The organism is Thermococcus profundus (genome assembly GCF_002214585.1).
Lineage (GTDB): Archaea > Methanobacteriota_B > Thermococci > Thermococcales > Thermococcaceae > Thermococcus > Thermococcus profundus.
Genome location: NZ_CP014862.1, coordinates 1,909,891 through 1,928,782, shown reverse-complemented (window position 1 = coordinate 1,928,782; position 18,892 = coordinate 1,909,891). Strand labels below are relative to the sequence as shown.

Annotated in this window: 20 protein-coding genes; 14 read left to right on the top strand and 6 right to left on the bottom strand. The window is 47.5% G+C overall.

Annotation, left to right across the window (positions count from 1 at the left end; genetic code table 11):
• Window positions 1–106: 106 nt before the first annotated feature.
• From A3L09_RS10250 to A3L09_RS10225, 6 genes are all read right to left on the bottom strand, one after another.
• Window positions 107–541: a ferritin family protein gene (locus tag A3L09_RS10250; protein WP_088858862.1), complete on the bottom strand. Its 435-nt coding sequence runs from the start codon at window positions 539–541 to the stop codon at window positions 107–109.
• The gene (locus A3L09_RS10245; RefSeq protein ID WP_088858861.1) at window positions 538–1,347 is read right to left on the bottom strand and encodes an HAD-IIA family hydrolase; all 810 of its coding nucleotides are present in this window, start codon (window positions 1,345–1,347) and stop codon (window positions 538–540) included. The genes A3L09_RS10250 and A3L09_RS10245 overlap by 4 nt, the downstream gene beginning before the upstream one ends.
• 15 nt (window positions 1,348–1,362) lie before the next feature.
• Window positions 1,363–3,588, bottom strand: coding sequence for an STT3 domain-containing protein (locus tag A3L09_RS10240; protein ID WP_232473533.1), 2,226 nt, complete (start codon window positions 3,586–3,588; stop codon window positions 1,363–1,365).
• Between the two features lie 155 nt (window positions 3,589–3,743).
• Window positions 3,744–4,757, bottom strand: coding sequence for a DUF1616 domain-containing protein (locus A3L09_RS10235; RefSeq protein WP_088858859.1), 1,014 nt, complete (start codon window positions 4,755–4,757; stop codon window positions 3,744–3,746).
• A gap of 6 nt (window positions 4,758–4,763) precedes the next feature.
• Window positions 4,764–5,006, bottom strand: coding sequence for a hypothetical protein (locus A3L09_RS10230; protein ID WP_088858858.1), 243 nt, complete (start codon window positions 5,004–5,006; stop codon window positions 4,764–4,766).
• Window positions 4,997–5,752 (bottom strand): hypothetical protein, encoded by a 756-nt coding sequence (locus A3L09_RS10225; protein WP_088858857.1) that lies wholly within the window; start codon window positions 5,750–5,752, stop codon window positions 4,997–4,999. Before A3L09_RS10225 ends, A3L09_RS10230 begins: the two co-directional genes overlap by 10 nt.
• Window positions 5,753–5,808: 56 nt before the next feature.
• Here A3L09_RS10225 and A3L09_RS10220 point away from each other — a divergent pair, with 56 nt between their 5' ends.
• Genes A3L09_RS10220 through A3L09_RS10155 form a run of 14 tightly spaced genes read left to right on the top strand, consistent with a single transcriptional unit; the run spans window position 5,809 to window position 18,886 of the window.
• Window positions 5,809–7,569, top strand: a complete 1,761-nt coding sequence (locus A3L09_RS10220) for a hypothetical protein (protein WP_157727233.1) — start codon at window positions 5,809–5,811, stop codon at window positions 7,567–7,569.
• Window positions 7,566–8,588, top strand: coding sequence for a DUF4350 domain-containing protein (locus tag A3L09_RS10215; protein ID WP_088858855.1), 1,023 nt, complete (start codon window positions 7,566–7,568; stop codon window positions 8,586–8,588). Before A3L09_RS10220 ends, A3L09_RS10215 begins: the two co-directional genes overlap by 4 nt.
• Entirely contained in the window at window positions 8,578–9,507 is a 930-nt protein-coding gene (locus tag A3L09_RS10210) for an AAA family ATPase (RefSeq protein ID WP_088858854.1), read from the top strand. The genes A3L09_RS10215 and A3L09_RS10210 overlap by 11 nt, the downstream gene beginning before the upstream one ends.
• A 3-nt stretch (window positions 9,508–9,510) precedes the next feature.
• Window positions 9,511–10,803: a DUF58 domain-containing protein gene (locus tag A3L09_RS10205; protein WP_088858853.1), complete on the top strand. Its 1,293-nt coding sequence runs from the start codon at window positions 9,511–9,513 to the stop codon at window positions 10,801–10,803.
• Window positions 10,804–11,370: a hypothetical protein gene (locus A3L09_RS10200; RefSeq protein WP_088858852.1), complete on the top strand. Its 567-nt coding sequence runs from the start codon at window positions 10,804–10,806 to the stop codon at window positions 11,368–11,370. It begins immediately after the preceding gene.
• Window positions 11,371–11,376: 6 nt separating this feature from the next.
• The gene (locus tag A3L09_RS10195) at window positions 11,377–12,249 is read left to right on the top strand and encodes a glycosyltransferase family 2 protein (RefSeq protein WP_088858851.1); all 873 of its coding nucleotides are present in this window, start codon (window positions 11,377–11,379) and stop codon (window positions 12,247–12,249) included.
• A 3-nt stretch (window positions 12,250–12,252) separates the two neighbouring features.
• Complete coding sequence (locus A3L09_RS10190) at window positions 12,253–13,251, top strand: glycosyltransferase family 2 protein (protein ID WP_088858850.1); 999 nt, start codon at window positions 12,253–12,255, stop codon at window positions 13,249–13,251.
• A complete protein-coding gene (gene pssD, locus A3L09_RS10185; RefSeq protein WP_088858849.1) occupies window positions 13,248–13,691 on the top strand; it encodes a PssD/Cps14F family polysaccharide biosynthesis glycosyltransferase in 444 nt (147 codons plus the stop codon). Before A3L09_RS10190 ends, pssD begins: the two co-directional genes overlap by 4 nt.
• The gene (gene pssE, locus A3L09_RS10180; RefSeq protein WP_088858848.1) at window positions 13,688–14,164 is read left to right on the top strand and encodes a PssE/Cps14G family polysaccharide biosynthesis glycosyltransferase; all 477 of its coding nucleotides are present in this window, start codon (window positions 13,688–13,690) and stop codon (window positions 14,162–14,164) included. Before pssD ends, pssE begins: the two co-directional genes overlap by 4 nt.
• Complete coding sequence (locus A3L09_RS10175) at window positions 14,161–15,282, top strand: glycosyltransferase family 4 protein (RefSeq protein WP_088858847.1); 1,122 nt, start codon at window positions 14,161–14,163, stop codon at window positions 15,280–15,282. Before pssE ends, A3L09_RS10175 begins: the two co-directional genes overlap by 4 nt.
• 13 nt (window positions 15,283–15,295) lie before the next feature.
• Entirely contained in the window at window positions 15,296–16,471 is a 1,176-nt protein-coding gene (locus A3L09_RS10170) for a glycosyltransferase family 4 protein (RefSeq protein ID WP_088858846.1), read from the top strand.
• Between the two features lie 7 nt (window positions 16,472–16,478).
• On the top strand, window positions 16,479–17,159 hold the full coding sequence (locus A3L09_RS10165) for a dTMP kinase (RefSeq protein ID WP_088858845.1): 681 nt from the start codon (window positions 16,479–16,481) through the stop codon (window positions 17,157–17,159).
• Window positions 17,134–17,745, top strand: a complete 612-nt coding sequence (locus A3L09_RS10160; protein WP_088858844.1) for a nucleotidyltransferase domain-containing protein — start codon at window positions 17,134–17,136, stop codon at window positions 17,743–17,745. The genes A3L09_RS10165 and A3L09_RS10160 overlap by 26 nt, the downstream gene beginning before the upstream one ends.
• Window positions 17,723–18,886 (top strand): glycosyltransferase family 4 protein, encoded by a 1,164-nt coding sequence (locus A3L09_RS10155; RefSeq protein WP_088858843.1) that lies wholly within the window; start codon window positions 17,723–17,725, stop codon window positions 18,884–18,886. The genes A3L09_RS10160 and A3L09_RS10155 overlap by 23 nt, the downstream gene beginning before the upstream one ends.
• Window positions 18,887–18,892: the final 6 nt, after the last annotated feature.

Below are 18,892 nucleotides of genomic sequence, written 5' to 3'. Positions count from 1 at the left end.
ATACCTTACCCCTATGGGGGTTGCCATCCTGACGAATTTGCAGTTACAACTTTGCCTCGGGGGTGAAGGGGTAGAAAAAGGGGGTGTCGGATAATTTATCCAAAACTCAAAGCCCCTCGTATACAACCCTGAGCCTGTACGCGTGCTTTAGCTCTTCACCTGCCATCATTCTAAATATGTGGCTCATCGGACCCTCAAGGATCTCTGCCAGCTTGGTATAGAGCTCGTATGCGTGTTTCTCCCGTAGAAGTGCCTCGGTTATGAGCTCTTCAAGCGAATCCGGTTCTGCCCTCTCATCCTCCAGCATTGGTTCAAGGGATATCGCATCGAGGTAGTCTATCACCGCGGTTCCTTCCAGGCTTCCGTTTGAGAGCATACCTTCTAGGGTTTTTCTGTGTCTGAGCTCTTCCTCTGCCATTATCTGGAAGACCTCCCTGAGTTTGGGGGCCTCATAAGCGGCGAAGGTTTCCCCTAGTTTGTGGAGGTTGTAGAGCTCGTTCTCCTGCCAGATAAGCCTTTTCAGGATCTCTTCGAGATTCATCTGGGCTCCTCCATGTGCAGTTCTAGGTATCGCCGGAGCTCCCCCACGTTTGGGATGACGAGATCTGGCTTTATTCTTCTTTCTGCAACGTCTTCGAGGGTACTCACCCCAGTGAGCACCATTATTGCCTTCATGTCGAATCTCTTCGCGAAGGCGATGTCTGTGTCCAGCCTGTCGCCGACCATCCATACTTCATCAACGTCTCCCAGTTTGTCCTTGACGATCTCGTAGGCCGGTTCGTTGGGCTTGCCGATGATTATTGGTTCTCTCTCTGTCGACGCCCGAAGGGCGGCTATTATCGCCCCCGCTCCCGGGTAGAGGCCTTCCTCCGCTGGATAAGTCGTGTCCGGGTTCGTGCCTATGAAGCTCGCCCCGTTCCTTATGGCGAGCGTCGCGTACTTGAGCTTCTCGTAGGTTAAGTTTGGGTCGAGGCCAACGACGACGTGGTGTATCTTTCTCCAGGCGCCTTCTCTGGCCTCTTCAATGTCCACAACTCCCCAGCCAAGCCGCTCCATTTCTCTCCGGAGGCCTGCCCCCCCGATGATGAAGACTCCCCCGGGTTCGAGGTGCTTCTCCATGTAGAGCCTCGTTGCGAGGCCGGAGGTGATTATAACCTCCTCCGGGACGTCGATGCCCATAGGGAGTAGTTTCTCCCTGTACATAGCCGGATCTCTAGTGGAGTTGTTCGTGAGGAAGAGGAAGGGTATTCCCCTCTCCTTTAAGAACTCGATGAGTTCTTTCGCGCCGTTTATCGGCTCGTTTCCCCTGTATATGACGCCGTCCATGTCGAATACGATGCCGATCATGGATATCACCGCTGTTCAGGGACTGAAGTCCCTCCTGAAGATGCCTCTGTCAACGATCTTCTTCCCTTCCGCGTAGGCGTACCTTATCACGATCCCCTTAACCTCGCTAGGAAGTTCAAAGGTTTCCTTCCCTTTTACGCCATACCATTTGTGGAATACCAGTGTTCCGTTGTCCAGGAAGCCCCATATCCCCAGACCTGTACCAGTCGCGTTCTCGAAGTGGAATATTATGGTGCCGTTTTCCCTCTCGATGGCAACGTTGGGGTGCTCCAGTTTGAATATCTTTATCATCCCTCCATCTGAGTAGACCAGCTTGTATGGTGACTTAGGCTGGATCCACAGCTGCATTAGGGTCGTGTTCAGGGTCTCCTCGTTCATGAGAACCGCATAACCGTAGTTGAGGTTTATGTAAACGTAGGCGTTTGAAATTGGGTTCGGGACTTCCGGTTTTATCGTCTCATTCTGGTACTCGATGTAGACCCCGCGTGGCGGGAACTTCTGCCCCTGGTAGTATATGGTCGTCTCCCAGTCCTTTCCCTTACTAACTTCTACCCGGTAGCTTGTTCCTTCGTATGCCCCCTGGAACACGAGCTTCTCCCCAGATGACACCAGCGGGATTACCACGAGGCCGTAGTTTCCTTTGGCGTTTGCTGTGTATACCATAGAGCCGAATTCGAGGAGGTCGTAGTAGGAGACTATAACGTAATCTACCCCCGAACTTTCTGCCCAGTTCTCTTTGAGTAGCCCTAGATAGTATTTTGCAACGCCAACGTTTGGTCCCGCTTGAGCTACGGGGGGGCGTCTGGTGAAGTATGTCACCCAGTGCCCGCGGTCCCACCAGGCCATAACCACGTCGTTCTCGTTGGAGTTGTCCCTAAGCCATGTGAGCGCCTTTTCCCAGTTTTCGTTGATCATCGGCCTCTGCTCCCATGTGTTCTTTGCTCCCACGTACACGTTTATGCTGGGCAGAATGAGGAAGAACACTAAACTTAGGGCAGTGCTCTTTTTGAGGCCGAGTTTGGAGATGATCTCGTAGAGTTCGACCAGGCCTACACCCGCCATAAGAGCAACTGACATGGATCCGATGAAGAGAAACCTTGTCCATGTTTTCAGCATGTAGAGGCTAGGAACTATCAGCCCTAAGAACATGAAGTCGTGGGGTTTTGCCCTGCTGGGCAGGAACCTGACAAGGAACAGGGGGGTAAGGAGTATTCCGATTCCGTAGGATCTCCAGAGGTCGGAGAAGTCAGATGGGAGGGTCTCGACTATCAAGGGATTGGATTTAACTACTCCAAACCCCGAAGAGAGATCTCTCAGTGCTGGAAATCTAGCGAACAGGACTATTGTACCCACAAGGAGAAGCACTGAGATTGTGATTATCCTCCTTTTTCTGTCCTTCAGAACGTGTGAGAGTCCTATCAATAGGATTATAGCCAAGATAGCAAGGGGGACTAAGTACTTGAGGTGGATTAGTAGGTAAGCATCCTTGACGTATCCAAACTCAAGGGAGAGCTTCTTAGTGAGAACTTTACCTCCACCTGACTTATAGCCCAGTATCCCATAGCCCAGAATCTCCCCAATATGGTTGGCTATGACTGCCCCAACTGCCGTTGCGATGGTTAGTGCTAACCCATCTACTATATACTCGTCCCTGTTCAGCAGGAAAGCCCCCATGCTGAACAGAACGGCATTAAGGAGCAAGAAAACGAAGATCGGGTAGTACGCCTGCCAGAATGCGCTGGCAAGTCCGCTCGCCAGGGCAGGGATCAGGTACAGAAGAAGCCTCATATTTCCGAGTCTCTTCTTCATCCTGATGGCGTAGACTATCCCTAAGAGGGCGACGCTGTACCAAAAGAGCATGTAGTTGTCGCCGCGGTAGTAGCCTGCCATTGACCTGAATGAGTGTCCAAAGCTCGTCGCCAGGAAGAAGGATGCAAAAAACGCCTTCCTCTCACCGTAGAACTTCAGGACTGTTAAGTAGAACAGGATGATCGTCAGAACGCCGAAGATTACTGGAGTTATTCTGAAAGCGTTGTAGAGTGAAATCCTAAAGATCTTTAAAGTATCGTACACGTATGCTGGAGTCATCCAGAGGCCCTTCGGAGAAGAGGCTTTCATTTGAGCTCCCCATGGACCGTAGGCTATCGTGAAGAAGTTGAACCATTTCCCCGCCTTCAGGGCTTCCTCTATGTATGTCAGGTGAAAATACGGGTCCACGCCGAGGAGGTATTTAAACCTCATCGGAAGGAGTCTTATGATCAGGGCTAAAGCGGTTATAATTGAGAGCCCTATTTTGGGCTCAAAAGGGTTGATTTTCTTTTTCAAGATCTTCCTTTTCATGGATCTACCCCCGGGCCGCTCTTTAATATATCGTTTTGTTTTTGTTCTGATTCTTATTAAACCTTCTCGACCTCCACGTTTAGCTTGAGGCTCTGGATCGTCCCGTTCACGGCCTCCAGTATGAGATTCCTTGCGTCCGTTTCTGCGTAGTTTCCATCGGGCGGGGCGGGAGGCAGTTCTGGAGGGTTATCCTTGAAGAGCAGGAACCAGACCTGCCATTTGCCGGGTTTATCTATTGAGAACGTGTAGTTCGTCTTGAACTGTGGAGTCCAGTTGCCCTCAATGTTCACAGGAACATGGGGGAGCGTTACGTTGAACCAGCCGGGCATAGGGTACATCTCATGGATTATCGTTGTGTTCGTGGCGCTGTCCCACGTCAGGTTAACGAGCCAGATCTGCACGTAGTAGGTTACGTTGCGGTGCTCGTGGTTGACTATTCCGATGATGACCGTCCCGTTCTCTCCCGGGAGGAGCTTTGTGGGGTAATCAGCGGCCTTTCCACCTGGCCCCAGGATGTAGAACTCCGTGAAGGCCTCCCCTGGCTTGGGGTGGGTTACTACGTAGCCTAGGGTCACGAGGGAGATGATTATTGCTATTATCAGTGCCACAGTCAGCGCTTTGTCGAGTCTGCTTGCGCTATCCCACTCCAGCTCCCGCTTTATGTCTTCCGGGGTCATCCAGGGTATCCACGGGTTTATGGCGGTCTTCCGCCGGTAAACTGCCGCAACGGCAAGAACGATGTTGAAGAGAGTCAGGCTGACGAGTATAGGGGTGAGCCTTATTCCCCAAGGGGTGTAGTTGAGGACGAGGCCTATGAGGGGCACTACCGCTATGCTCAGCCCGAAGCTCAACGCCAAGCGCTCCAGGTTGTCGAGCTCCTTCCTCTCAGGGAAGAGGGCAGTTATGAAGACGTACCCCGGAAAGAACAGGACGAATGCCAGGCCCAGAACTTTCCTCAGAATGCTGTCCGGAAAGAACGCTATAAACAGATCGAGAAGCAGTGAGAGCGCGATGATCGTGAACAGATCCCAGTACCTCCACAGTCCTTGAGGCTCGCTCTTTTGCTCCATTCATTTTCACCCCGATAGGACTTCGTAGACCTTTTTCAGAACTATAATAACGAATATCGTGATGAGGATCTCTATGAGGGGTCTCAGTCCCTCTTTCTGTCTTTTGCTCATGAACAGGCTCCCCACTTCCACCGCTATTAAAAGGCCTATAAGGGTGAGAGTTAAGAAAACGTCGAGGGCCTTAACGGCCAGGGCGGAGCCGATGATCCACAGCGTCAGGAAGAGGAGAACGTAGTCCTCTACATCCATCTCTCGACTCCCCCAAGCTTTCTGGCTTTTATCTCGACACCGTAGTCTTTCCGTTCAAAGCTCTCCGCCTGGATGAGCTCTCCCGTGGCAGTTGCTAGGGAGAGGAGTATGGATGAACACACCGGACACGGGGTTCTCTCGCAGTTTTCTGGCGTGCACTTGATTCCAGGGTCAACCACTATCCTGAAAGAGTCCTCTTCCTCCTCTATGTACACCCTCTTTGCCAGCCCCATCGAACGGAGAACCGAGCCGGCAACGCTCTCGACGGCCTGGCTCCCCGTGCCCTTCAGGGACCCCTCAAAGTGCTCCTCGTACTTCTCTATCAGTCTGCCGCCGAAGGGCCCTAGCAGGAGGCCCATCTGCTTCTCGCTGGGGACATCGGTCAGGAAAACCGTTCCCTCGTCCAGTCTGGCGAGGTCTAGGTCAAAGTCCTCATGAAGGGGCACGAAGACGCCACCCCTGGGGAGGTTCCGGTAGGGGGGGATGTAGATGGCCTTTCCCTCCAGGTATAGGTTGTCCGAGAACGTGGAGAGGAGATCCCGATATGAGCCCCAGACACCCTGGAGGGCATCCCGCTTCACGTATTTCGATGATTTGAAAGTGAAGACCACCGTTCCGAGGAAGATACCTGCTATTCCAAGGTTTGTCCACGTCTGATTGCTCCGGAGAAATCCGTATACCGACAGGAGAACTCCAAGGACGATCAGTATTCCACTCGCTATGTCCTTATTCTCCACATCCCTCATTTTTACCAGTCTAATTCCCGCCACTAACCTTATAAAAGGTTTCCCCTCTTACTCCTGTGGAAATGAAGCGGATTGGAGTTCTCGTTACCCTCCTGCTAATCGTTGGTCTTCCCCTCTATCCCTCCGCCGCCCAGCCCTATTCGGGCTCAGGCGGCGATGACTACGGGGCCTACGTCTATTTTGGGAACCTCCTTTCCCAGGCGGCGGATCTTCTGAACTCCTTGGCTGAGCACGACTACAACGCCTCCCTTGCCATCGATTTCTGGAACGTCACGAACACCACCTACCGCACGCTCCTTCTCTATTCCACCGATGAGAGGCTGATTGGGCTCTCTTCCACCTTCAGGGATCTTGCCTACGGAATCAACCTCCTGTACTCTGGTGATGAAGCCTTTCAGAGATCCCTCAGGCTCAACAACTATCTCCTTGGCAAATCTGCTGTTCTAGAGATGGAAGATGGACTTTCGATGGTGGAGGCGTCCCTTTCAAGTCTCTCTGCGGTTTCTCTCCGTGGAGAGGGTGGGAAAGAGCTGAGATTTGACCCCGGCAACGTCTCTTCTGCCCTGGAAAGGGTTTCGGCCCTCGTCGAGGGATACAAAAGGAGACTCTCCTCCATGGGGGCTCCTGGAGGTTTCGTGATCGATGTATCAAAAAACCCAGCTTATGCCCTTGAGAACGTTACCGTGTTCGGGTGGGCTCAGAACATGAGCAGCGTGAGGCTTTTTATTGACAATAAAAGTGCTTTTACTGTCCCGGTCGAGAACGGGACCTTCTCCTTCGCGGTCGTCTTCAACAGTACGGGGAACCATGTGCTCTACGCGATGGGCAGGAACTCCAGCGGCACGTTCATCTCAAACAGGCTGACGGTTCGGGTTCTAAGGGCTCCAACGGAGATAATTGCGTCGGAGCGCGGTGGAAAGAACGTCACGATCTCCGGCTACCTCCTCGACTGGAGGGGAAGGCCTGTGCCCAACGAGATTATTTCGGTGATTACCAAGGAGAGCTATTCCACAAGAACAAATGACAGGGGGTTTTTCAGTATTTCTTTCCCCCTGACGTCGCCGATAAATGCCATCGTACTCTTCAACGGAAGCGAACTCTACGCACCGTCCTACACCACCTTTCCGATATTCCCAGGAAAGTCGGCTCCTGTGATACTCCTCTCCTACGGGCGCTCTCAGGTGGGGGTGGGAGAGAGGATAAGGATAAAGGGCAGCGTTAGTCCCCAAGTTCCCCTCACGATAACGATCTACGTTGATGAATCCCCCTACAAGCGTATGAAGGTAGATGGTGTGTTCTCCTTTGAGGTGAGTCTTAGGAAGGGAACTCACAGAATATACGCGGTTTTTTCCGGAAACGAAGTCTTTGCCCCGGCGAGATCGAACGTCTTGGTGATAACGGCCACCCCGATAAACTACACCCTCCGCGCCCTGCTCCTCTTCCTGGGCCTGCTCTTGACGGGGGCTCTCTACTGGGCTCTTACGAAGAGAAAAAGGGAAGTTGGCGTTGAGGAAACCACTGCCCCTGAAACAGTCCCTCAAAAGAAAGAAGAGGGCGGCATCCCGCCCGACGTTGTGGAGATCTACCGCTTCCTCTACCGCTTTTTCAGAAGGCTCCTCTTCCTTCCCCCATCAACAACCCCCAGAGAACTTCTCAAATGGGTGAGGGGAAGCTACCTTGAGGATCTGGCCGAGCTGACGAGGCTCCATGAGAGGGCGGTCTACGCAAAGGAGCGGCTTGGATCACTTGACGTTAGGGGGCTGTTAAAGAAGGCCTCAATGGTCATCGTCTCGGCTCTGGTGGGGGATGAGCTGTGAGACGCTACATCTACGTCATCCTCGCCATCATTGGCATCTTCCTTGCCGTAATGCCCATTACAGTTCCCATCTTTAAGAGCAACGCATCCTACAGCGTCCTCAACACTGGTCCCTCTGGGACCTCCAGCTTCGGGTATCTCCTCTACAAGACCGGCAGCGTTCAGCCTATACTCGTTCCCTACGACTCCTTCTCCCTCGGGAGTGTCAACGGGACTCTGGTGGTTATAGGGCCCAGCCTAGATTTTTCAGGTCCGGAGGTGAGTCAGCTTAAAAGGTTCCTGGAGAAGGGGGGCACTCTGGTCCTGGCGGACGATTCTAAGGTTGGGAACAGGCTTTTGTCCGCTCTAAAGCTCCCGGAGAGGTTTTCGAAGGATGAGGTAATCAGCGTGACTTATTCCGGGAACTCTCAGTACCCTGTGACCAGAGAGATAACTGGGCAGGCCCTCACATCGGGAGCCAACGAAGTCGTTCTCCACAACCCCCATGCCATACTAAACGCCAGAAACCCACTCCTCTACACGAGCAACGCCTCCCTTTTAAATGGAAAATACGGGGCGTTTCCCATCATAGATGAGGTTCCCTATAAGAAGGGACGAATAGTCCTCATCTCTGACCCGGACATATTCACCAATGCCCTCTTCCAGAAGAACGCCCCCTTCCTTCAGAACCTTATTCTCCACCTTCCTGGCAGGAACTTCTACATAGACGAGGCCCACCACGGCGACCTGAACGTGTACTCCAGCGGCAGTGTTGTCCTAAGGCGGGGAGTGAACAGAAATTTGGCCTTCTACTACGTCCTCTTCATAGCTGTATTGATAATCACCGTTGAGTCAGGTCTGGCTTCGATGGCTCTTCAGTGGTCTTTCTCACTGCTTGAGAAGCTTTTCCCTGCAGAGGAGGAAAGCGTTGAGGATGCCGTCCGCGCTCTGGTCGAGGAAGGCTTTGACGAGGATAAGTTAAAAAGGATGCTCCGCGAAATTGAGACCGGATCAAAGCTGGGTGGTGCTTATGAACGGTAAGTCATTCATTGAGGCGCTCAAACGGGAGATATCTAAAGCAGTGGTCGGTAAAGAGGACATAATCGAACTCCTCACCATAGCCCTTCTTTCGGAGGGTCATGTAATGCTGGAGGGCATACCTGGTGTGGCAAAGACCACGATAGCGAAGGCCTTCTCCAGCGCGATCAGCCTGAGCTTCTCCAGGATACAGCTAACTCCTGACCTCTTACCCGCGGATATAATCGGTGTGCTTTACTATGACCAGAAGAGTGGGGAGTGGAAGACGAAGAAGGGTCCCGTCTTCGCCAACGTCGTCCTCGCCGATGAGCTCAACAGAGCCCAGCCCAAGACGCAGTCCGCCCTTCTTGAGGCGATGCAGGAGAGGCAGGTCACAATTGAGGGCACCACGTTTAAGCTCCCCCGCCCCTTCCTCGTGATAGCCACGATGAACCCGCTGGAGCAGGAGGGCGTCTACACCCTCCCCGAGGCCCAGCTCGACAGGTTCATGCTGAAGATAGAGATGGGATATCCAAGCAAGGAGGAGGAACTCAGCCTTCTCAAGAGGAAGAGCCTGGGCGAGTTCTCCGAGGTTAATCCCATCATCGGGCGGGATGAGCTCTTGGGGCTGATGAAAGAGGCCATGATGGTGAGCACGAGCGACGAGATAATCGAGTACATATACTCCATAATCTCGGCAACGCGCAGGGACGAGAGGGTACTGCTGGGCGCCTCCCCCAGGGCCGGCGAGCACCTTCTCTACGCCTCCAAGGCCGCCGCCTTCCTCGATGGCAGGGACTACGTCATCCCGGACGACGTCAAAAAGGTCGCGGTCCCGGTTCTTCTACACAGGATCCTCCTCAGGACGGAGTACGAGGTGGAGGGATTAAAGTCCCGCGCCGTCATCGAGGACATAATCAAAAACACTGAGGTTCCGGTGTGAGTGATGGACAGGGAAGAGCTCCTCCTGCTTACTTCCCTCCTGCTGATGCTCGAGGGCTATTTAGCGGATAACGTCCTTCCCGCGGTCTTGGCCTTCCTCCTATCCCTCTACATAGTCTCCCTCAGGAGGGGTGTTGTCCTCTCCGTTGAGGGATCGGTTGAGGTTCCCGAAAGCATGGAAGAAGGGAAATGGCACGAGGGGAAGCTTTCCCTTGCCAACCACGGTTCCAACGCTATCGTGACCCCTGTTATTAAAACGGGGGACTTTGAGCTGGATATCCCCTATGAGGTGTTCCTTCCCACGGCATCAACGTGGGATGCCAGTTTTAGGATTAAGCCCCTCCGGAAGGGGTCCTTTCACATTGATTCAGTTGGTTTCAGGGTGGTGGATGAGAGGGGCCTTTACGAAGAGTTCTTTCCGCTTTTCCCGATCAAAGTCTCCGTCTATCCCTCGGTTGAGACTATAAAGGAGGCCGCGAAGGTTGATAGAAACCTCCGTCTGGCTGAGTTCTACCGGACTGGGAAGCTCTTCGGGGGAGAGAGCCTTGAGATACGCGATCTCAGAGAGTACCAGTACGGCGATGAGTTCAAAAGAATTGACTGGAAAGCTAGTGCCAGACTTGGCGAGCTCATAGTGCGCGAGTTCCTGAAGGAGGAGAACGCTGACGTCTACATATTCCTCGACAACACCCGTGAGATGAGGAAGGGGATAAAGAGGGCAAGGATAGACTACGCCGCGATCCTCGTGGTTCAAGTGGCGGCGGCACTCATCAGGAAGTACCGCGTCGGGCTGGTGATCTACGACGAGCTGAGCGCGGACATAGTTAATCCTGGCAAAGGGGGCACCCAGCTTGAGACCATAAGGAGGAGGCTCGACCTCCGCAGTGAGCCCAAGGAAAGCAGCTTCAGGTTCTCCTTTGAGACTTCCCTTAGTAAAAAGGCAAAAGCGTTCCTTGGAAAGATCCTCCCAATGAGGAAGGGCAGGAAAGGCCCTAAGGGCCTCTTTGAAGCGTTATCCCTCCTCAAGAATCCATCATTCATAATCCTTGTAACTGATCTCAGCAACCCCGGCGACGTCTACAGGGCCGTTTCGCTCGCCCTCAAAAAGCACCGCGTTCTCATCTTATCTCCGAATCCCGTACTCTTCTACTCTGGCAAGCTGGACAAGGATGCTCTAAGGCGTCTCTATCAGGCTTACAAGGATAGGGAAGAGCTCATAAGGCGTTTTAACGTACTTGTTCCAACCATAGACCTCGGTCCGAGCGATTACATAAGGGAGATCGTGAAGGTGGTGTGAGTGATAGGGATAGCTGCTTCACTGGCTCTCGCGGTTTACCTGCGGAGCTATGTTCCCCTTATCGGGGTAGCTGTCTGGCTGCTCTCGCGCAGGAACCGGGATTTGGGCCTGCTCGCTTATTCTGTCTACGCTCTCTATATTGCAAACTTCCTCCGGGTAGACACTATCTATCTATACATTCCCCTTGTTGAAGCCCTTGCTGTGGCATCGTCCGCTCTCCTGCTCCTCGAAGATGTTCTGAGGGGGGGAACCCGCAGAGACAGAGTCGAGTTCGTCCTCTCCGTCCTTGTCCTCGGCGGTGCTGTATCCCCCGAGCTTCTAGTGGCGGGAGCTGTGCTGTACCTCGCCCTCAAACTCAGGCTGGACTACGTCTCGGTCATTGTTTCCACCGCACTTCTAGTTTTTCTCCTCCTGTTCCAGGAGAGCCTTGACATCAACGGTGGAGCATCTCTGCAGGTGGGGGTGGTGTCTGCCTTTGGGGTATTCCTTCTGCTCTACAGCCTTACAAGGATAAATATTAAAAAGGTAAAAATGTTTAATTTAGATTCGAAACAGAGGATAGGGTGAACCATCTTGAGAACACTGATAATAATCCCAGCGTACAACGAGGAACTGACGATTGGGTCAGTCGTTGCTCTTGCCAAGAAGTATGGGGATGTTCTTGTAGTGGATGATGGGTCCACGGACAGGACGTCAGAGATAGCCAAAGAAGCAGGGGCCGTTGTCATACGGCACGAGGTTAACAGGGGTAAGGGTGCCGCCCTCAGAACGGGCTTTAAGTACGCTCTTGCCGGGGATTATGATGTTGTCGTGACGATAGACGCCGACGGCCAGCACAACCCAGATGAAATACCTCGCCTTGTTAATCCAATAGTCACTGGGAAAGCTGATCTCGTGATTGGCTCTCGATACCTTGGAGGGGCCAGCAAAAAGGTGCCTCTCTACCGGCGCCTTGGCCTATGGGTCCTCAATAAAGGAACTAAGCTTGCTGCGGATACAGAGGTGGATTCCCAGAGCGGTTTTCGAGCTATACGTGTCACAGCCCTAGGAAAGTTGAACTTAAACAGTGATGATTATTCCGCTGAGACGGATATGATAGTAAAAGCTCGCGAAGCTGGGTTGGTTATAAAGGAAGTCCCGATAAGCGTGAGGTATGATGTCCCAAACAAGCATAAGAGGAACCCCTTATCTCATGGTCTTAGCCTTCTTGCTGCGATATTGGGGTTGATCGGATACAGAAGACCGATGTTGTTCTTTGGTATTTTAAGCCTGCTGTCATTTGGGGTTGCTGCAGTTCTGGGGTACTGGGGCTTTCGACCGTATCAGCAGACTGGACACGTGGTCCTGACTCAAACTATAGGTGCTGGAATATTTGTGATTATTGGAATACAATTCTTTGTTTCAGGTCTGATGTTGAATGTGTTAGCGAAGATGGTGAGGGAGTGAAGTATGGAGCTTTCAAAGAAAGCTAGTGTAATTATAGTTACCTACAATCATAAAGAATACCTGAAAGAGTGTTTGGGCTCTGTTCTTATGAACGATCCTTTGGAGGTTATTGTCGTTGACAACGGTTCTACTGATGGGACCGTTGAATTAATTGAAAAAGAATTCCCTCAGATTAAATTAATTAAAAGTTCACGGAACCTTGGATATGGTGGGGGGAACAACCTTGGAGTTAGACATGCGAGAGGGGAGTATGTGGTTATCTTGAACCCCGATACAAAGGTCGAGAAAAATTGGCTTGAAGAGCTTTTAAATCCTCTAACAAAAAGTGAGCATCTGATAACGACTCCTAAGATACTTCTCTATGATGGTTCGGCAATAAACACGGTTGGCAATATTGTGCATTTTACTGGATTAACATTCACAAGGGGTTATTTAGAATCTCCAGAGAAATACAGCAAGCCTGAATATCTAAGCGGTATCTCTGGTGCTTGTTTTGCTATGCTAAGGGAGGATTATCTAAAACTGGGGGGTTTTGATGAGAATTTCTTTGCATATAATGAGGATGGAGAATTTTCTTGGAGAGCTCATGCTTGGGGGTTTAGAATTTTGTATGTGCCGACTGCGGTAGTTTATCATGATTATGAGCTCAAAGTCCCCCCGGAGAAGATTTATCACCTAGAAAAAGGGAGGTATATAATTTTGAGGAAGTACTTAGGGTGGAGGGAACTTTTGCTGATACTTCCTTCTTTAATTATGACGGAAATTTTGACTTGGGGCTACTCAATTTTAAATGGAATTAGTGGGGTTAAATTTAAAATAAAAGGACTAAAAGATGGCATAACCATGAAAGTCGAAAAAATAGGATGTAATAAGAAAAAACTATTGAAAAAACTTGATTGGAAGGTTCCTGAGGAGCAACTAAGTTATAGTGTGGTTGATATGGCTATGAAGAAGATTGCAAATATTATCTATTGGTTAAATTACAAGGTGATTGCAAGGTGAAGGTAGCTTTAGTTTGTTCCCATGGGGGTCATCTAACGGAAATGCTTTACTTGATGGATGCAGTTAGGAATCATGATGTATTCTTCATAACTTATGATAACTTTAGAACTCGCGATCTGCCGTACAAAAAATATCTCCTGGAAAATATTGGGACAAATCCTGTAAGAATGTTGAAATCGTTTTTCCAAATTGGAGTTATATTGGCCAAAGAAAAGCCAGGGGTCATAATAAGCACTGGTTCGGAAATAGCAATTCCAGCATTTGTCATAGCCAGATTTATGGGCATTAAGACTATCTTTATTGAAAGCTGGTGCAGGATAAAGACTAAATCCGGAACTGGAAAGATAGTTTACTATTTATCGGATTTGTTCTTAGTCCAATGGCCTCAGTTGCTGGAACTCTATGGAAATAAAGCAAAGTACGTGGGTGCGGTTGTATGATATTCGTAACTGTGGGTACTCATTATCAAGGATTTGAGAGACTGATAAGAAAAATGGACGAGATAGCTGGTAGGATAAACGACGAAGTAATAATGCAGATAGGATACACAACCTACGAACCAAAAAATGCCAAATGGTTTAGGTTTGTTGAATATGAGAAAATGCTGGAATTTATTAAAAATAGTGATGTGATTGTTTGCCATGGTGGAGCAGGGACATTATTGGATGCTCTCCGATTTAATAGGCCAATTGTAATTGTTCCACGACTAAAAAAATTTGGAGAAGTCTATGATGACCATGAAGTGGAGCTTGCAGAAGCGCTAGAAAGCGCAGGAAGAGCAATTGTTGTCTATGATGTTGAAAAATTGGAAGACACGATAAAAAATTTTATGCTAATGGCATCTAAGCCAATTAAACGAAACAGAAGGCTCGTTAACTTCTTGAAAGAATACCTGCGAGGGATAGATGCATGAAAATTGCAATGATAATCTCAACTCCGTTTCCACCAGAGGAGGGTATTGGGTATTATGCTTATAATCTTTCCAAGAAGTTAATTGGGCGAGGGCATGAAGTTACAGTGATAACTAGAGGAAATATCGAGGGCATTGAACACTTTTATTTTGACGGAATCGAAGTATATAAACTTCCATTCTTTCCAGTGTATCCGTTTCACGTTCATGTTCATAAACTGTTCCTGAAGAGGTTCTTTAACCGGCTGGGCAGAGAATTTGATGTTATTCATGTGCACTCTCCTTTATCCCCTCCGATTGAACCTGAAGTAGTCAATATACCACTAATCTCTACCATTCACACCTCATTAATGGAGGATATAAAGCATTATCAAGTGCAGAACGTGGAAACTATCGGACAAAAATTGACAACATATTTATCCGGATACCCTCTAACGATGAAGTTGATAGAAAATTCTAGTATTATCACCACAGTATCGTCCGCGGTGGCAAGAGAGGTTCAAGAATACTATGGTAGAACTCCTCTAATTTTGGGGAATGGAGTTGATGAAAGGAAGTTCTACCCTGTAGAGAATAAAGAAGGAGGGTACCTGCTTTACGTAGGCAGACTCGACTACAGAAAAGGCGTGATTGATCTTCTAAAAGCCGCCCAGGTTTTAAGGAATGATTTGGGCTATGTTAAGATCCTCATTGTGGGGAAAGGCCCGTTGTATAATAATATTAAAGTGGCGATCACAAGAAACAACTTAGATAATGTTAAACTTCTTGGGCATATTCCGTGGGAAAGACTCTTGTGGCTATACCGCAATGCGGAAGTGTTTGTATTTCCCTCCCACTATGAAGGATTGCCCACGGTAGTTCTTGAGGCCATGTCATCAGGTCTTCCCGTTGTTGCCAGTGACATTCCTGCTCATAGGGATGTCATAGTCACAGGATACAATGGTCTTCTTTCAAAGAAAGGTTCTCCAGAAAGTATAGCTGAGAACATTTTAACAGTTCTAGAAGATGAAAAGCTTAAGAAGAAACTTGAAAAAAACGCAAGAAAGACTATCGAGAGAAAGTTCACATGGAATAAAATAAGCAGGAAATTTGAGAGAATTTACGAGTCAGCCACTAGCTAAAGGTGGTAGAACTATGAAAGTGGCGATAATCTGCTTCGATTTCAAGGAATCAAACCTTCGAAAGCAGCCATGGAGATACGTGTACGAAATTGCAAAGGGACTTAAATCCCACGGACATGAGGTTTTCATCATAACCAACTCGAACAATAAGACGGATATCACCGGAATACGGGTTTTTGGCGTTGGTAGATTGTTCATTCCCCTAAAAGGGGAATCGAAAGAAGTCATAGAGGTCTTAGACCGGGAAAATCCTGACCGGGTAATCATGCTCCTAGGGCTGACAAGCTTCCTTCGGACTCACTTTGAGATCAAACAGCCTGTTATTGGTATCCTCACAAGCCCAATATACTCATTGGGGGAGCTGGTAAAAAACATTGGAATCAGAGACTTGATATCTTATTACAGATACACAGTCATGCACCTCATAAACTCACTCGTACCCAGCTTTCTAGTAAGAAAATGGTCGCAGAAATTTGAATATATACTCGTACTGAGTCGACATAACCAGGAGAGACTTATCAAAAAAGGAGTTTCAGAGGATAAAGTTGTTGTAGTACCTCCTGGGATAGATGAAGAGTTCTTAGAGCTTCCGGAGCAGGAAGCTATCAATCGTATTAGATCGGAAATTGATCCAGGCGGGATACCGATAGTAATGTACTATACCTCTCCATTGACTCTAAGGGGGACTGATACGTTAGTTAGGGCTTTACCCTATATTTTGAAGGAAAAAGAAGTTAAACTACTAATCCTCTCTAGGCCGGACTATAAAAGAGTCTTAAAAGAAGAGATGAAGCTCAGAAAACTTGCAGAAAATCTGGGCGTTAAAGAAAATCTTGTAATAATTTCAAAATATTTTCCACCAAACAAAGTTAAAGCATATGTAAGTTCCTCGGATGTTATTGTACTCCCGTTTAAGCTTGTCTTCTCGGACGTTCCTCTGAGCATCTTAGAATCAATGGCTTTGGGAAAAGCTGTTATCAGCACTAATGTTGATGGAATCCCAGAGATATTAAGAGGCAGGGGACTTGTCGTTAGGCCAAATGATCCTAAAGACTTGGCTAACTCAATTTTACTGGTGTTGGACGATGAGGAGTTGAGAAGAGATTTGGAAAAAAAAGCCCATGAATACATGATGCAGTGGAGGAGATGGGATGACATTGCAGATGAGGTTTCAGAGTTAATAGGGTGAAGAGGTTATGGATCCTCCGAGGCTCATATGTATCATCGGGCCAGATGGGGCTGGAAAAACGACCCAAGCCAAGTTGTTAATTGAAAAACTACGTGAGAGGGGGTATAAGTATGAATACAGGTGGATGAGGTTTCACCATTTGTTTTCTCTGCCTCTTCTTGCGCTTGCGAGGCTTATGAAATTAACCGAAGTCGAAACTTTGTCAGATGGAAAAAAATTGGGATATCACCACTTTTATAAATCCAAACTGGTTTCTACGATCTACCCTTTCATTCTCTATATTGACACTCTTCTTGCTATGATATTCAAAATTTACATTCCGCTAAAGATTCAAAGAAAAAGAATTGTTTGTGACAGATTTGTTCATGATACCTTAGTGGATCTAGCAATAGATTTGAACGACCCAGACTTCATCAATTCTAAGATAGCCAAGAAATACTTGAAGTTAATTCCAAAAGATTGCCAGACGATACTATTAATTGCTCCGTACGAAAGAATTAAAAAACGCAGAGAGGATTTAAAATTTGATAAGAGCCTTGAAAAGAGAGTTATGATATACAAAGAGTCTAGTAAAGAATTTCCATCAATAAAAATAGTAGATGCCTCCTCGGACATTGAACGTATTCAGGAACAAATATTGTGGGCAGTATGCGGTGAGAGTAATGGGAATTTCAAGAATCTATCATAACTTGGCCAAAGGCGACTGTCCAATGTACATTAAGGCTCCGATATTGCTTTTGTCCAACTGGTTGTTTCAAGGAATTTTATATATGGACAAAACGGAGAGAGTTTTTAAATTAGCTTTAGATATGTTGTTCACTCTGGTGTTGGTTTTTTTGGGAGTAAACCTGGGGGTCTCTATATTGATTGGTCATACTTTCAATTGGATATTGAATGGGCATGTTTTTGTGGTTTTTAAAAATCTTAAAATTATAACGACCCCGAGAGAAAAGTTTGATGTATATTTAGAGAGGCTAAAGAAAAGGGTTGAAAATGAACCAAGTATTGTTTGGGCAGGAGTTTATGGGAGCTTGGTAAGGGGAGAATTCAAAGAAACTTCAGATTTAGACATTAGGCTTATAAGGAAGCTAGGAGTTATTAATGGCGTGAGGGCATGTATATTTGTGATGAGGGAAAGAAGCTGGGCGACATTTCATAAGTTCCCGCTGGATATCTATGTTGGGGATAGTGTTAGGTTCTTAGAGAACATGAATAAAAAAGAACTGCCAATAACTCTTAAGGGTGAGTTTGATGCATATTTACATAGTTTATAACTATGATTATTACAATCCAAGAAACGGAGGCGGGATAAGGTATACTCATAATTTAATAAGATATTTACTTAAACGAGATTTAGACGTCACATTGATTGGAGTACACCTGCCAAATATTAACAAAACAGCATTTTATAAGTCCGGTCCCAGCACGATTTATGTAGCAAGAAATTCTGATAGTGCTTTAAAATTTTTCATTAACTTATTTCTAAAGGTTCCATTCCTAAAATTCAAAGAAAATTCAATTATACATGCTCATCGGTCATATTTCCTTCTTCCATTTATCCTATTCCATCCTCGAGTGCCCAAGGTAGTTACATTACACATGAAACCTCTGGAGTTTGTTCGAGTAGAATATCCTCGTTATTTTAAATTAGTTGATATTCCACATAAACTTATTGAGTTCTTTTGTTTAGATAATATTGATGCAATTATAGCTATTAATGAAGACATAAAATCTGCATATGAGAAAAGATATCCAAAAATTAAAGGCAAAATAAAAGTAATATCGGGATCTGGAATTGATGTAGACAAGTTTAGGCCTATGGATAAAGAAAAAATGCGTGAGAAATATGGATTTGAGGTCAATGAAAGTGTAGTTCTCTTTGTGGGAAGACTTGAGAAAATAAAAAATGTGGATTTCTTAATACGTTCATTTGCCATATTATTAAGAAATGCCCCAAATTCGAGATTGGTTATTGTTGGACGTGGGACTCAACAGAAGAATTTGGCCAATCTAGCTAAAGATCTTGGTATAGAGGATAGAATTACCTTTATGGGAGAGGTTAATCCAGAAAAAATCCCTGAAGTCTATAACTGTGCAGATGTACTTGCTTTGCCTTCTCTCTCCGAAGCTAGCCCTACAGTAGTAAGAGAAGCGTTGGCATGTGGTATTCCTGTTGTGTCCATGAATGTAGGAGATGTAAATAAGATAATCACTAACCCAAAGTTAGGTATTATTGTTAATGAATATAATGAGAAACTTTTCGCAGACGCTCTATTTGAGACTCTTAAATTAGTCAGAGATCATCCAGAGGAAGTAAAAGAAAAATGCAGAGAAGTAGCTTTGAAGCGGTTTAGTTTTGAAACCGTTGCAAAAAGCTACCTTGAAGTCTACAAATCGCTAATTCGGGAGAGGTGAGTACAC

Excerpts from the sequence above, each read along its gene's own strand:
- A3L09_RS10205 (WP_088858853.1), top strand. The coding sequence starts at position 9,511 with ATGGACAGGGAAGAGCTCCTCCTGCTTACTTCCCTCCTGCTGATGCTC.
- A3L09_RS10235 (WP_088858859.1), bottom strand. The coding sequence starts at position 4,757 with ATGGAGCAAAAGAGCGAGCCTCAAGGACTGTGGAGGTACTGGGATCTG.
- A3L09_RS10250 (WP_088858862.1), bottom strand. The coding sequence starts at position 541 with ATGAATCTCGAAGAGATCCTGAAAAGGCTTATCTGGCAGGAGAACGAG.
- A3L09_RS10165 (WP_088858845.1), top strand. The coding sequence starts at position 16,479 with ATGGATCCTCCGAGGCTCATATGTATCATCGGGCCAGATGGGGCTGGA.
- A3L09_RS10175 (WP_088858847.1), top strand. The coding sequence starts at position 14,161 with ATGAAAATTGCAATGATAATCTCAACTCCGTTTCCACCAGAGGAGGGT.
- A3L09_RS10240 (WP_232473533.1), bottom strand. The coding sequence starts at position 3,588 with ATGAGGTTTAAATACCTCCTCGGCGTGGACCCGTATTTTCACCTGACA.
- A3L09_RS10245 (WP_088858861.1), bottom strand. The coding sequence starts at position 1,347 with ATGATCGGCATCGTATTCGACATGGACGGCGTCATATACAGGGGAAAC.
- A3L09_RS10170 (WP_088858846.1), top strand. The coding sequence starts at position 15,296 with ATGAAAGTGGCGATAATCTGCTTCGATTTCAAGGAATCAAACCTTCGA.
- A3L09_RS10160 (WP_088858844.1), top strand. The coding sequence starts at position 17,134 with ATGGGAATTTCAAGAATCTATCATAACTTGGCCAAAGGCGACTGTCCA.
- A3L09_RS10225 (WP_088858857.1), bottom strand. The coding sequence starts at position 5,752 with ATGAGGGATGTGGAGAATAAGGACATAGCGAGTGGAATACTGATCGTC.
- A3L09_RS10230 (WP_088858858.1), bottom strand. The coding sequence starts at position 5,006 with ATGGATGTAGAGGACTACGTTCTCCTCTTCCTGACGCTGTGGATCATC.
- pssE (WP_088858848.1), top strand. The coding sequence starts at position 13,688 with ATGATATTCGTAACTGTGGGTACTCATTATCAAGGATTTGAGAGACTG.
- A3L09_RS10190 (WP_088858850.1), top strand. The coding sequence starts at position 12,253 with ATGGAGCTTTCAAAGAAAGCTAGTGTAATTATAGTTACCTACAATCAT.
- A3L09_RS10155 (WP_088858843.1), top strand. The coding sequence starts at position 17,723 with ATGCATATTTACATAGTTTATAACTATGATTATTACAATCCAAGAAAC.
- A3L09_RS10210 (WP_088858854.1), top strand. The coding sequence starts at position 8,578 with ATGAACGGTAAGTCATTCATTGAGGCGCTCAAACGGGAGATATCTAAA.